Source organism: Acidimicrobiales bacterium, assembly GCA_035546775.1.
Taxonomy (GTDB): Bacteria; Actinomycetota; Acidimicrobiia; order Acidimicrobiales; family JACCXE01; genus JACCXE01.
Map to the genome: position 1 here is coordinate 202,630 of DASZWD010000072.1, position 13,213 is coordinate 215,842.

At 67.9% G+C, this 13,213-nt stretch carries 13 protein-coding genes; all 13 read right to left on the reverse strand.

Annotated elements, in window-relative coordinates; all coding sequences use genetic code 11:
* Position 1: 1 nt before the first annotated feature.
* Entirely contained in the window at positions 2 to 1,231 is a 1,230-nt protein-coding gene (gene obgE, locus VHC63_18710) for a GTPase ObgE (GenBank protein ID HVV38647.1), read from the reverse strand.
* Positions 1,228 to 1,473 carry a 50S ribosomal protein L27 gene (gene rpmA, locus VHC63_18715; protein ID HVV38648.1) on the reverse strand — a complete coding sequence of 82 codons (246 nt, stop codon included), beginning with the start codon at positions 1,471 to 1,473 and terminating at the stop codon, positions 1,228 to 1,230. The genes obgE and rpmA overlap by 4 nt, the downstream gene beginning before the upstream one ends.
* A 5-nt stretch (positions 1,474 to 1,478) precedes the next feature.
* Complete coding sequence (gene rplU, locus VHC63_18720; protein HVV38649.1) at positions 1,479 to 1,778, reverse strand: 50S ribosomal protein L21; 300 nt, start codon at positions 1,776 to 1,778, stop codon at positions 1,479 to 1,481.
* 20 nt (positions 1,779 to 1,798) lie between these two features.
* Entirely contained in the window at positions 1,799 to 3,619 is a 1,821-nt protein-coding gene (locus VHC63_18725) for an Rne/Rng family ribonuclease (GenBank protein ID HVV38650.1), read from the reverse strand.
* Entirely contained in the window at positions 3,553 to 4,311 is a 759-nt protein-coding gene (locus tag VHC63_18730) for a TIGR03936 family radical SAM-associated protein (protein ID HVV38651.1), read from the reverse strand. Before VHC63_18730 ends, VHC63_18725 begins: the two co-directional genes overlap by 67 nt.
* Positions 4,308 to 6,254: a TIGR03960 family B12-binding radical SAM protein gene (locus tag VHC63_18735; protein HVV38652.1), complete on the reverse strand. Its 1,947-nt coding sequence runs from the start codon at positions 6,252 to 6,254 to the stop codon at positions 4,308 to 4,310. The genes VHC63_18730 and VHC63_18735 overlap by 4 nt, the downstream gene beginning before the upstream one ends.
* Positions 6,255 to 6,280: 26 nt before the next feature.
* Positions 6,281 to 7,117 carry a hypothetical protein gene (locus tag VHC63_18740; protein ID HVV38653.1) on the reverse strand — a complete coding sequence of 279 codons (837 nt, stop codon included), beginning with the start codon at positions 7,115 to 7,117 and terminating at the stop codon, positions 6,281 to 6,283.
* Between the two features lie 10 nt (positions 7,118 to 7,127).
* Entirely contained in the window at positions 7,128 to 8,252 is a 1,125-nt protein-coding gene (gene rodA / locus VHC63_18745) for a rod shape-determining protein RodA (protein ID HVV38654.1), read from the reverse strand.
* A 32-nt stretch (positions 8,253 to 8,284) separates the two neighbouring features.
* The gene (mrdA, locus tag VHC63_18750; protein HVV38655.1) at positions 8,285 to 10,228 is read right to left on the reverse strand and encodes a penicillin-binding protein 2; all 1,944 of its coding nucleotides are present in this window, start codon (positions 10,226 to 10,228) and stop codon (positions 8,285 to 8,287) included.
* Positions 10,221 to 10,748 (reverse strand): rod shape-determining protein MreD, encoded by a 528-nt coding sequence (gene mreD, locus VHC63_18755; protein HVV38656.1) that lies wholly within the window; start codon positions 10,746 to 10,748, stop codon positions 10,221 to 10,223. The genes mrdA and mreD overlap by 8 nt, the downstream gene beginning before the upstream one ends.
* The gene (gene mreC, locus VHC63_18760; protein HVV38657.1) at positions 10,733 to 11,560 is read right to left on the reverse strand and encodes a rod shape-determining protein MreC; all 828 of its coding nucleotides are present in this window, start codon (positions 11,558 to 11,560) and stop codon (positions 10,733 to 10,735) included. The genes mreD and mreC overlap by 16 nt, the downstream gene beginning before the upstream one ends.
* 12 nt (positions 11,561 to 11,572) lie before the next feature.
* Complete coding sequence (locus tag VHC63_18765) at positions 11,573 to 12,601, reverse strand: rod shape-determining protein (protein HVV38658.1); 1,029 nt, start codon at positions 12,599 to 12,601, stop codon at positions 11,573 to 11,575.
* 173 nt (positions 12,602 to 12,774) lie between these two features.
* The gene (ndk, locus tag VHC63_18770; GenBank protein HVV38659.1) at positions 12,775 to 13,185 is read right to left on the reverse strand and encodes a nucleoside-diphosphate kinase; all 411 of its coding nucleotides are present in this window, start codon (positions 13,183 to 13,185) and stop codon (positions 12,775 to 12,777) included.
* Positions 13,186 to 13,213 lie beyond the last annotated feature (28 nt).

Sequence of the window (13,213 nt, forward strand, 5' to 3'; positions counted from 1 at the left end):
GCTAATCCGCCTCGTATTCGAACACGAACCCGCCGATCCGTACGAGATCCCCGGGCCGCACACCGGCGCGGGCCAACGCGCGGTCGACGCCGAGCCGTTTGAGTCGTTGCTGCGCGTACTGGAGGGCACCGAGGTCCGTGAGGTCGCTGAGGGCGACGGCGCGCTCCGCGGCGCGGCCGACCACGACCCAGTCGTTGCCGTCGCGTTCGATGCGGAAGCCGTCGGGCTCGGGGCGGTGGATCACGAAGATCTCGCCTGTCGGTTCGGTGTTGCGGGCGGCGTCGACGAGGTCCATCAGCTGACCGAGCAACGGCCGGATGCCCTCGCCGGTAGCGGCGGAGATGCGCTCGCCGTCCCACTCGAGGGCGGCGGCGTCAGCTTTCGTGCCCACGACGACGCGGGGCCGATCGAGCAATTCGGGTTCGTAGTCGCCCAGCTCGCGCAACAGCGCGTCGACCTGGTACTGCGGGTCGCGCCCCTCGGCCGAGGCGAGATCGACGAGGATCAGCAGCACGCGGGCGCGCTCGATGTGGCGCAAGAACTCGTGGCCGAGGCCCTTGCCGGTGCTGGCGCCCTCGATCAATCCGGGGATGTCGGCGATGACCATCTCGCGGTCGTCGAGGCGGACCACCCCGAGATGCGGCTCGAGCGTCGTGAACGGGTAGTCGGCGATCTTCGGCTTGGCCGCGCTGACCGCCGAGATGAACGTCGACTTGCCCGCGTTCGGAAACCCGACGAGCGCCACGTCGGCCATGAGCTTGAGTTCGAGGTCGAGCCAGCGCTCCTCGCCCATCTCGCCCTGCTCGGCGAAGGCGGGCGCCCGGCGCTTGTTGCTCAGGAAGCGGGCGTTGCCGCGGCCGCCCTGGCCGCCTTTGGCCGCGAGGTAGCGCATGCCTTCGGTGTGCAGGTCGGCGAGGATCTCGCCGTCGGTGTCCTTGACGACCGTGCCGATGGGCACCGGGGCGACGTTTGGCTCGCCCCGTTTGCCATGCTTCTGCTTGCCCTGCCCGTGCACGCCGTTCTCGCCGGCCCGGTGGGGATGGTCGCGAAACGACAGCAGCGACACCGTGTTGTGGTCGGCGACGAGCCACACGTCGCCCCCGTCTCCCCCGTCGCCTCCGTCGGGCCCGCCCCGGGGGACGTGCGCCTCACGACGAAACGACACCGAACCCGCGCCGCCGTTGCCCGCCTTGGCGTGCAGCTGCGCGGTGTCGACGAAGGAACTGCTCAGAGGACGTTGACGATTTTGCGGCCGCGGCGCTCGCCGAACTTGACCGCACCATCGGTGAGGGCGAACAGCGTGTCGTCGCCGCCCTTGCCGACGTTCTCACCGGGGTGAATGCGCGTGCCGCGCTGGCGCACGATGATGGCGCCGGCCTTCACGACGCCGCCGTCGAACACCTTCACGCCGAGGCGCTGTGCGTTGGAATCGCGGCCGTTACGAGTGGAGCCGCCGCCCTTGGTCTTCGACATGTCAGTTAACCCTTCGTGATCCCGGTGATCTCGATGGTCGAGAAGCTCTGCCGGTGGCCCCAGCGCTTCCGCTGGTTCGTCTTGTTCTTGTAGGTGAAGCCCCGGATCTTCTTGCCGCGCCCCTCGCCCACGATGTTGGCGGTCACCGACGCGACGGAGGCTGCCGGGCCCGCCAGCACGGTGTCGCCGTCGACGACCATGAGCGGGACAAACGTCGCGGACTCGCCGGTGAGCTTCTCGACGTCGAGACGATCACCTTCGGTCACCTTGTACTGCTTGCCGCCGGTCCGGATGACTGCATACATAGGGTCGGAGATTGTAGCCGCTAGTAGAGATCTGTCTCAATTACGAGGCCGCGGCCTTCGCACATGGGGCAGGTGTGGGACATCGATTCGACCAGGCCCTCGCCGATCCGCTTGCGCGTCATCTCGACGAGACCGAGCTCGGAGATCTCGAAGGCCTGCGTGCGGGTCTTGTCCCGGGCCAGCGCCGCCCGGAACGCCCGGATCACGTCGTCGCGGTTGGCCTTGATCTCCATGTCGATGAAGTCGATGACGATGATGCCGCCGATGTCGCGTAGCCGCAGCTGGCGGGCGATCTCCTCGGCCGCCTCCAGGTTGTTGCGGTAGACGGTCTCCTCGAGCGACGACGAACCGACGTTGCGGCCGGTGTTGACGTCGATGACGGTGAGCGCCTCGGTCCGTTCGATGATGAGCGACCCACCCGAGGGCAACCACACCTTGCGGTCGAGCGCCTTGTGCAGCTGCTCGTGGATGTGGAAGCGCTCGAAGATTGGCAACCCGCCGTTGTCGGCCTCGGACGGGTCGTAGAACTCGACGCGGTCGGCGAGACCGGGGCTGATGTCGTGCACGTAGTCCCGCACCTGCTGGTAGAGGTCGCGGTTGTCGATCACGATGCTGCGGTAAGAGGCGTTGAACTCCTCGCGGATGATGCGCAGGGCGGCGAAGGGCTCCCGGTAGAGCAACGCCGGCGCCTTGGTGCGCCGCTGCTGGTCCTCGATCTTGGCCCACTGCTCGCTCAGCAGGCGGACGTCGGCGACCAGTTCGTCGGCGTTCACTCCCGCCGCCGCAGTGCGCACGATGAGGCCGTGCCGCTCCGGCTTGATGTCGTCGAGGATGCGCCGGAGGCGCTTGCGCTCGTCGTCGGGCAGTCGCTTCGAGATGCCATAGGTGTCGCTGTTGGGGACGAGCACTACGAACCGACCGGGCAGCGACACCTCCTGCGTCAGGCGGGCACCCTTGCTGCCGATCGGATTCTTCGTCACCTGGCAGGTGACGACCTGGCCCGGGCGCAGCAGGTTCTCGATGCGCACTGATTCACGGGCCGTGGCGGTGTCGAGGTCGCCACGGTCGAACTGGACGTCGCCGCGGTAGAGGACCGCGTTTTTCGGGGTGCCGATGTCGACGAAGGCGGCCTCCATTCCGGGCAGCACGTTCTGGACCCTGCCGAGGTAGATGTTGCCGTCGATCTGGGTGGCGTCGTCGGCCGGGCGGGAGACGTAGTGCTCGATCAGCGCTCGACCTTCGAGCACGGCGATCTGGGTGACCTCGTCGCGCACGTGCACGCACATCATGTAGCGGCCCACGGCCTTGCCGCCGCGCATCTTGCCGACGCGCATGTCCTCGACCGACACCGCGTCGTCCTCGCGCCGATCACGCTCGCGGCCCCGACCCCGTCCGCCGCGGCTGCGCGCCCGCGCCGGGCGCTCGGCTCGCTCGGCGCGTGCGTCTCTTTGGTCCGTTACGGCCTCTGTGGGGCCGCTGGTGCCCAAAGAGCTGGCGTCGGCGGTGTCGGCCGTGGCGTCGGCGGTGGGCGCCTCGGATCGGCGCTGCTGGCCGGCACGACGGCGCCGGCGACGGGCCGCCCCCGAGGTGGTCGAGCGCTGGCCCTCCGTGCGGGGCTCGCGCGGCTCGCGCGGTTCACGCGGTGTGGACGCGGCCGCCGGCGGCGCCGGTCGGGTGTCGCCGATCTTCGGACGGGGAACGCCTTCGTAGGGCGGGTCGGGCAGATCGTCGGGCTGGCGGTCGACGGCGTCGACCGCGGGGGCAGTAGCTCCCGCTACGCGGTTCGGGCGGCGACGGCGTCGCCGGGGGGTTGGTGTGTAGTCAGGGGAAGAGTCGGACATGGGGTACTCGTTTCATCGAGCAACAGTGGCTCGGTACGCGTCCCTTCAGAGGGCGCAATCCATTGGTGGGTGCGACGCACGTCGAGGCGCGTCGCCGGCAGTTCCAGTGCATGACCGATGTCAGCGGGACGGATGCCGCGCGGGTAGGTCGATAGTTCCACCGCGAGAATCGGGGTCCCGTCGGGTCGGGCCTCGGCGCTCAGCGCGGCGATGTTCGGGCGGACGTCATCGCTGACCATCTGCCCCTTGCGTTCGCGGGTGACGACTAGTTCGTGTGCGGCCAGCAACCGGTCCGCCGCCTCCGGGAACCAGCCATGAGGCATGGGGTCACCGAACACGCCGATCTCCCACCGGCAGGCGACCACGCCCTCTTGCAGCGACATCGCCCCTTGGGGAATGGGCGCGGTCGCAGTGACGTCGATACCAACCGGCAGCCCCGCGGACAGCGCCGGCCCGACCGTTGCCGCATCGACTTCGTTCGCACCGAAGTCGATGTCGAGGTACTCCGCCGACGATTCGGCGCCGGTCGGCAGCGCCAGTCCGAAGGCGATGCGAGGGCGCGGTGAGAAGCCCTCGCTGTAGGCGACGGGCAGCTTCGCCCGCCGCACGGCGCGCTCGACACAGCGCGCAATATCCCGGTGGCTGATCCAGCGCACCTTGCCCAGCTTGGTGTAACGGATGCGGAGCTTCATGCCCCACCCCCGCGCGTTGCGAGCAGCTGCACAGGAATCTCGCCGCCTGCCGTCAGATCCTGCCCGGTGCCCTGCGAGCCGCCCGCCGGCGGCACGTTCGATGCGACGACGTGTTCGATGCCGAACTCCGTGCAGGCGCCGCAGTCGTAACACGGCGTCCACCGGCAGTCGGGCAGGCCGTGTTCGGCGAGCGCGTCCTGCCAGTCGTCCCACAAGAAATCCTCGTGCAATCCCGCCCCGATGTGGCTCCACGGCAGGATTTCGTCGCGCCCGCGGTGCCGGTACACGAAATCCTCCACCGCCAACCCGTGCTTGGCCATGGCGTCGAGCCAGCGGTCGACCGAGAAGCACTCGGACCACTCCTGGAACACCCCGCCGTTGCGCCACACCTCTTCGATCACCGCGCCCATCCGGCGATCGCCGCGCGACGCGATGCCTTCGGCGAGCGACGCCTTGGGGTCGTGCCACTTCAGTTGCGCGCCCTTGATCGTCTTGAACGCGTCCTTGAGCAGCCATACGCGGCGCTGGAGTTCGTCCACGGGCACCTGGCCGAACCACTGGAACGGCGTCTGCGGCTTCGGTACGAATCCCCCGACCGACGCCACGACGTTGGCCGCCTTCGTGTGCCGGCGACCGATCGCCGCGCAGTTGCGGGCCAACTCGGCGATGCCGAGCACGTCGTCGTCGGTTTCGGTCGGCAACCCGATGAGGAAGTACAGCTTCACCCGCCGCCAGCCCTGCGAGAACGCCGCTTCGACCGACGCGTACAAGTCCTCTTCGGTGATGAGCTTGTTGATGACCTGGCGCATGCGCCACGTGCCCGCTTCGGGGGCGAAGGTGAGGCCGGTGCGGCGCGCCTTTTGGATCTCGGCGGCGATGCCGACGGTGAAGGCGTCGACCCGCAACGACGGCAGCGACACACTCACCTGGCCGCCGCACTCGGGGTCGTTGACGATGCCCCCGACGACTTCCTTGATGCCGGAATAGTCCGCGCTCGACAGCGACGTGAGCGACACCTCGTCGTAGCCGGTGCGCTTGAGACCTTCGGTCACCATCGTGCGCACCTGATCGGCAGGGCGCTCGCGCACCGGCCGCGTGATCATCCCGGCCTGGCAGAAGCGACACCCCCGCGTGCAGCCGCGGAAGACCTCGACGTTGAGACGATCGTGCACGACCTCGGTCAGCGGCACGAGTTGGTGCTTGGGATACGGCCACGCGCCGAGGTCGGCGATGGTGCGCTTGTCGACTCGGCTCGGCACGTCGGCGAACCGGGGGGCCACCGTGGCGATGCGCGGCCCGTCGTACACGACGTCGTAGAGCGAGGGCACGTACACGCCCGGCACCGTGGCCAGCGCCCGCAGGCGCTCGGCGCGCCGCTGGCCGCGGGTGGCGCGGATCGACTCGGTGATCTCGCGCACGACTTCCTCGCCGTCGCCGATCACGAAAAAGTCGACGAAGTCCGCAAGCGGCTCAGGGTTGAACGTGCAGTGACCACCGGCACATACGAAGAAGTCGTCGTCGGACCGGTCCGCCGCCTGGATCGGGACGCCGGCGAGGTCGATGCAGTTGAGGACGTTGGTGTAGACGAGCTCCGCCGACAGGTTGAACGCCAGCACGTCGAAGTCGGACGCGGCGCGGTGGGTCTCGAGCGAGAACAGCGGCACGCCGTGGGCCCGCATCTGCGCTTCCATGTCGCTCCAGGGCGCGTACGAGCGCTCGGCGGCCGTATCCGGCGCCTCGTTGAGCAACTCGTAGAGGATCTGGAGACCTTGGTTGGGAAGCCCGACTTCGTAGGTGTCGGGGTAGACGAGCAACCACGAAACGGTCTCGGGGCCGTATGACGGGGAAATCGCCCCGTCTTCGCACCCGATGTACCGCGCCGGCTTCTGCACCATGGCCAGCAGCGCCTCAACCCTGTTCCACAGGGTGGCTTCCTGCGTCATGACGGCCTGAGTTTACAAGGGCCCGCTCAGGTAATCGTTACCCCTTGGAACATGCCCTTGAGGAAATGCGGCTGGCCGTCGGCCGGATCCGGAATCGGGCAGTAGAAGACGTAGGTGCCCTTCGACAGATTGGCGGTGAACGCCGTGGTCGCCCCCGGGCCGGCGGCGGGTCCGCCCATGAATGAAATCGGCGGCGGGCCCTGGTGCGTCTTGAGCCACTGGAGGGCGTCGTCGGCCGTCTTGCCGTCGGCCACCTTGGCGAAGCCGAGCACGTGGTCCTGGGCGCCGGTGTTGTGGAACCGGATTGTGGTGGACCCCGCCTTCAGGGCCGGCAGGTCGAACTGGAACTCCTTGCCGCCGGCGTTCACGCCGTCGGGCAGGGGCAGCGACGTCGTCGAGTTCCCGGTGACGTTGAAGCCGCTGAGCATGCCCTTGGCGAAGTGCGGCACTCCGTCTGGGCTCTGCACGTAGCAAATGAAGGCATAGGAGCCCGCCGGGAGCGCCTGGGTGACCGACGCGGAGCCGCCGGGGTCGACTGCGGTGAGACCACCGGCGACGGCGAAGGGGGCGGGGCCCGACGGTGCCTTCTGAGCGAGGAAGCCCTTCACGTCGTCGACCGTCTTACCGTCGCTCAGCTTGATGATCGCCGCCTCGTGCGGTTCGGTTCCCTCGTTCTTGAGCGTGATCTTGGCGAGGTTGTCGACGCTCACGGTTGGTGGCGCGTCGGCGAACTGGTAGTCCTTCGCCGTCAGGTTGATGTCGGTCGGCTTGGGCAACGAGCTGTCGAGCGACGGGTTGTCATTCTTGCCGCAGGCACCGAAGAGCACGGCGACGAGGGCAACCGCGATTGCGATCTTCCGCATGCGTTGGACCCTAGCTAAACCGGCGCATGCCGACGTTGAGCACCAGGCCGACGCCGGCGAAGGCTGCCAAGGTCGACGAGCCGCCATAACTGATGAAGGGAAGCGGGATGCCGGTGATCGGCATGATCCCCATCGTCATGCCGATGTTCTCGAAAATCTGGAACACGAACATGCACAGCACCCCCACGCAGACGAGCGTGCCGAACAGGTCCCGCGACGTCGCCGCGGCGCGCCACATGCGCCAAGTAATGAACCCGAACAACAAGATCAGCGCACTCGACCCGACGAGGCCGAGTTCCTCGCCCACCACGGTGAAGACGAAGTCGGTCGACTGCTCCGGGACGTAGCGCAGGTTCGTCTGCGTGCCCTTGAACAGCCCCTTGCCCGTCAGGCCGCCTGAACCGATGGCGATCTTGGACTGGTTGAGGTTGTACTTCGCCGGACTCACGCTGTAGGCGACGCGCTGACTCGAGCTCTGCTGGTCCAAGAAGGCGCCGAAGCGGTCGAGCTGGTACTGCTTCAGCACACCCAGTTGGAGCACGAGCACGAAGGCGGTGACGCCGAGGGCGGCGAGGATCGCGAGGTGGCGCGGCTTGGCACCCGCCACGGCGAGGATCCCGAGCAGCACGGCGATGAAGACGAGTGCGGTACCGAGGTCGGGCTGGAGGTAGATGAGGCCGATGGGGACGGCCGACAGCAGCAAAAGGCCGGTGATGTGGCCGCCCGTGAGGCGGCCGCGGAACGACGCGCAGAACGCGGCGATGCACACGACCATCACGATCTTGGCCCACTCCGACGGCTGGAACTGGTAGGGCCCGAAGTCGAAGCGCGCCTGGGTGCCGAGTTGTTGCGAACCGAGCGGTGTCTTGACGAGCAATAGCAACGCCACCGTGCCGCCGAACAAGTACGGCGCCATCGCCCGCAGGTTGCGGTAGTCGACAAAGGTCATGATGATCATCACGACGATGCCGCCGAGCACGAACGTCGCCTGCTTGTTCACCGTGCTGTTCTGCGGCAGACCGAGCGCTGCGAGTTCGTGACGTGTGGCGGAGAACACCGCCACGAGGCCGAGGGTGGCCGCGGCCACGCAGGCGATGATCAGCGCATGGTCGGCGTGCCGCCACGACCGCAGCATCGAGAAGCGTTCTTGGGGTCGAGCCGACAGCACTAGTCGACCCCGCTCGGGACGATGTCAGCGGAGTTGTCGTTGGTGCGGCCCAGGACCGAGTCGAAGATGTGGCGGGCGACGGGGGCGGCGATGGCGCCGCCGAAGCCGGCTTCCTCGACGACGACGGCCACGCACCATTGCGGGTCCTCGACCGGCCCGTAGGAGACGAACAGGGCGGTGTCCTGCTTGTTGTGCACCTGAGCGGTACCGGTCTTGCCCGCCAGCGTCATGCCTGTGAACCCGTTGAAGGCGTTGTAGGCGGTGCCTTTCGGATCGGCGATCACGCCCCGCAGACCGGCTTCGATCGGCCCCTTCACGTCAGGGGCGACGGTCGGGCCGCTGGCCGGCACCGGAGCGAACGTGGCCGCCGTCGTGAAGCTGCCGTTGTCGTTTTCGGTCAGCGCGTCGGAGGCGACCCGCGGCACGTACGTCTTGCCGTTCATGGCGAAGGTCGCGTACGCCCGCGCCAGCTGGATCGGTGTCACGACAAGCTCGCCCTGGCCGATGGCGAGGTTGATGTTGTCGCCGGGGAACCACCCGCGCGTGGGAAACGCCTTGGGATTGGCGTCGTGGAGCGCGGCGCGCGAGTCAGGAGTCGGCACGCGCCCCGCGTGTTCTTCGAGGCCGATACCGGTCTTGGTGCCGAAGCCGAGGGCACGGGCGACGTCCTGGATGGCGGTGTTGCCGTACGTGCTGCGGTCGCGCCAGAACAGATCGCCGAGGCGGTAGAAGAACACGTCCGACGACACCGTGATCGCCCTCGTGACGTTCACCGGACCGTTCGCCTCGTTGCCGGCGTTGTGCTTCACGCAGCCGGCCGACGCCGCCGCGCCGAGGCAGTTGGGCACGACGTAGCGGCCGTTGTCGATGATGCTCGTGCGCGGGTCGAGCAGGCGCGTGTTCAGGGCGGCGACGGCGGTGGCGAGCTTGAACGTCGAACCCGGCGCGTACTCGCCGGCGAGGGCGCGATTAGTCAGCGGGCTGTGCGCGTCGGGCGCGGTCAGCGCCTGATACTGCGGCGTGGAGATGCCGCCGACGAAGTCCGCCGGGTTGTAGGTCGGGAACGACGCCATGGCGCGCACCGACCCGTCACGCGGGTCGAGGACGATGGCCGAGCTCGCGGGCGCGATGAAGTCCTTTGCCTGCCCGCGGTCATAGGTGTTGTGCGCCGCGTTCATGGCGCGCGTGAGCGCCGCCTCGGTCGCCATTTGCACGTTGAGGTCGAGCGTGAGGCGGATGTCGTGGCCCGGGATCGGATCGGTGTGGAACAGCGTGCGCACGACGCGATCAGCGCTGTCGACCTCCAGCCGCGTCACGCCCGGTGTTCCCCGCAGGTACTTCTCGTACAGCAGCTCGACGCCGCTCTTGCCGATCTCGTCGGACGGTTGGTAGTTGTCGCGCCGGTGATCCTGCAGCTCGTGCTCGTTGATCTTGCCGACGTAGCCGAGCAGGTGAGCGGCGAGGGTCCCGTGCGGATAGTCGCGTTCGGTCACGCGCGCGGCGTCGACGCCGGGAAAGTCGGTCTGGTGCTCGCGGATGTAGACGATCGCCTCTTCGGGCGCTTCGGTGATGACGGGCACCGGCGTGAAGGGTGAGAAGCGCTGATCCTTGACGCGCGCTTCGATGTCGGCGCGTTGGATGTGCAACAGCGCGGCGAGGCGGTCGATCACGACGTCGTTCTTGGCGGCCTGCTCGCGGCTGAGCGTGATGACGTTCGACACCTTGTTGTCTACGAGCACCTGGTTGTTGCGGTCGAGGATGCGGCCGCGCGGGGCTTCCTCGTAGACGACGCGCACGCGGTTCTGCAGGGCCTGGTTCTTGAAGGCGTGCGAGTCCATCGCCTGGAGATATGTGGCGCGACTCAGCAGCGTCGCGAAGAGCGACAACACGATGATGCCGACGATCGTCAGGCGCAGGTGCGCCGATCCCTGCGGATCAGGCATGCAGGCTCCCGTGCACGGCGACGGGGCCGAGAGCCCAGCGCACGGCGCGAATCACGGGAGTCGCCACGATGGCGTTGAACACGCCGACGACGAGCACGGAGCCGATCAGCGAGACGCGGAAGTACTGCGGCTCGCCGAAGATCGCCGCCGCCATGCCGATGCCGACGACACCCAAGGCGCTGGCGACGCCGGCGACCGCCGGCTGCAACCAGCGATCGGCGCGGATCACACCGCGCTCGAACGACGCCACGCCGTAGCCGACGATGGCGAATACGAGCGCCGTGAGCCCGAGCGGTGTTTCGAGGAAGAGGTCGAACACGAGGCCGGTGACGAACCCCGCCACCGCGGCGCGCGAGCCGTCGCCCTCGAGCGCGGCGGCGATCGGTACGAGGAACAAGATCACCGGGTGATGGCCGGCGATCTGGATCCCGTCGACGATGTGCAGCTGAAGTTCGAGCAGCACGAGCAGCACCAGGGCTACGCGAAGAATGCGATTTCCATCCGTCACGACGGCGACCACTGCAGCACACGAACGAAGGAAAGTCTGCGCAGGTTCACCAGCGGACGAACCCGCACGGACTGGGTCAAACCCGCGCGATCTTTCTTGGAAGAGATCACCCGCCCAACGGGCAGGCCGCCGGGATACTCGCTTTCCTGCAGCCCGCTCGTCACGACGGCGTCGTTGGTGTGGATCTCGGTATTGGGCTCGACCAGCGACATCACCATGTCGCCGCCGTCGCCTGTCGCCACGCTGAGGTCACCGGTGCGGGCGAGGCGCACGCCGACGCTCAACGCCGGATCGGACAGCAGCTGGATCGTCGAACGATGGGCGATGGCGCGTTGCACGCGCCCGATCAGCGCGCCGCCCGACACTACGGGCATCCCCCGCGTGATCCCGTCGTCCTCGCCCTTGTCGATCTCGATCGTGAGTTGCAGCGCCGAGGGCGAGCCGCCGGTCACCCGCGCCGCCACCGACGGGATGTCACCCGTGCTCGACAGGTTGAGCTCGTCCTCCATGCGCTGGAGTTGGCTTTTGGCGTCCTGGGCTTCGACCACCTGACTGCGAGCCTGCGCCAGTTCGTCGCGCAGCTTGGCGTTCTCGTGGCGGACGCGGCCGAAGTCGAGGATGCCGCCCACGACGTTGCCGACGGGCGTGACGACGTAGTCGACGGCGGTGCCGACGGGCTGGAGCACGGTGCGCGCCGCGTTGCGGATCGACCCGGTGACCCCACCGCCGTTGGCGCGGTAGTCGAGGGTGATCAGCGTGATCGCGGTGAGGACGATCAGCAGCAGCGTGAAGCGCGGGCGGGAAGTGCGCCTGGGGGCGACCACAGGTCGCCGAGGCTAGTTCGGGGGGTTCGAGTTAATGAAGACGCCCTTGAGGACCTCGAACTCCTCGAGGCACTGACCCGACCCGATGGCCACGGCGTGCAGTGGGTTGGGCGCGATCACAATCGGCATGCCCGTCTCGTGCTCGAGCCGCGCGGCCATGCCGTGCAGCAGCGCGCCGCCGCCGGTGACGACAATCCCTCGCTGCATGATGTCGGCGGCGAGTTCGGGCGGCGTCTTGTCCAGCGTGACCTTGACGGCGTCGACGATGGCGGCGACCGGCTCTTCGATCGCCTCGCGGATCTCACTCGTCGAGGTCATGATCGGCTTGGGCAGACCGGTGATCAGGTCGCGACCGCGGATCTCGAAGTAGAGCTCCTCCTCGAGCGGCCACGCCGAGCCGTAGTAGCACTTGATCTCTTCGGCCGTCCGCTCACCGAGGGCGACGGAGTATTCCTTCTTGATGTAGTTGATGATCGACTCGTCGAGCTCGTCGCCGCCGATGCGGATCGAGCCGGCGGTCACGATGCCGCCGAGCGAGATGACCGCCACCTCGGTAGTGCCGCCACCGATGTCGACGACCATGTTGCCCGCCGGTTCGTGGACCGGCAGCCCGGCGCCGATGGCGGCGGCCATGGGCTCTTCGATGATGTAGACGGGCTTACGGGCCCCGGCGAACTCGGCGGCCTCGGCCACGGCCCGCTGCTCGACGCCGGTGATGCCCGACGGCACGCAGATGACCATGCGCGGGTGCGAGAAGCGCCGCTGGTGCACCTTCTGGATGAAGTAGCGCAGCATCTTTTCGCAGATGTCGAAGTCGGCGATGACGCCGTCCTTCAGCGGGCGAATGGCGCGGATGTGATTCGGCGTGCGGCCGATCATGCGCTTGGCTTCCATCCCCACTGCTAGCGGTCGCCCGTCGCGCACGTTGACCGCCACGACCGAGGGCTCGTTGAGCACGATGCCACGGCCGCGCACGTAGACGAGCGTGTTGGCCGTGCCCAGGTCGACGGCCATGTCGCGACCTAGGAGGTTGGAAAAGATGCTCTCAGACACTTACGGGCTCCGCACGGGATCGGGGTCCCCCCGGGAAGCCAGTCAGGCTAGCAGGGCACTGAAAAACGACGCGGTCGAGCTTCGGCCGAGAACCACATGCGAATCAGGAAAGCCGTCTGGGCAAGCGGCCGAAGCTCGACCGCTTGTTTTTCAGGGTCCTGCTACAGCCCCGGGAAGAACAGTGCGATCTCGCGGGCGGCCGACTCGGGGCCGTCGCTGCCGTGCACCAGGTTCTCGGTGACCTCGATGCCGTAGTCGCCCCGGATCGTGCCCGGCGCCGATTCTCGGGGGTTCGTGACGCCCATCATCGTGCGCACGACCTTCCAGGTGTCTTCCGGGCCTTCCAGCACGAGCAGCATCGCCGGGCTGCGCCCGATGAAGCTCACCAGCTCGCCGAAAAAGGGCTTCTCGGCGTGCTCGGCGTAGTGCTTGCCGGCGACCTCCGCGTCGATGACGCGCAGCTCGGCGGCAACGATCTTGAGTCCCTTGTTCTCGAAGCGGCGGATGATCTCGCCGGTCAGGCCCCGCTCCACTGCGTCGGGCTTACAGATAACGAACGTACGGTCTGCCATAGCGGCGGTGAGGCTACCGGCCCACCCG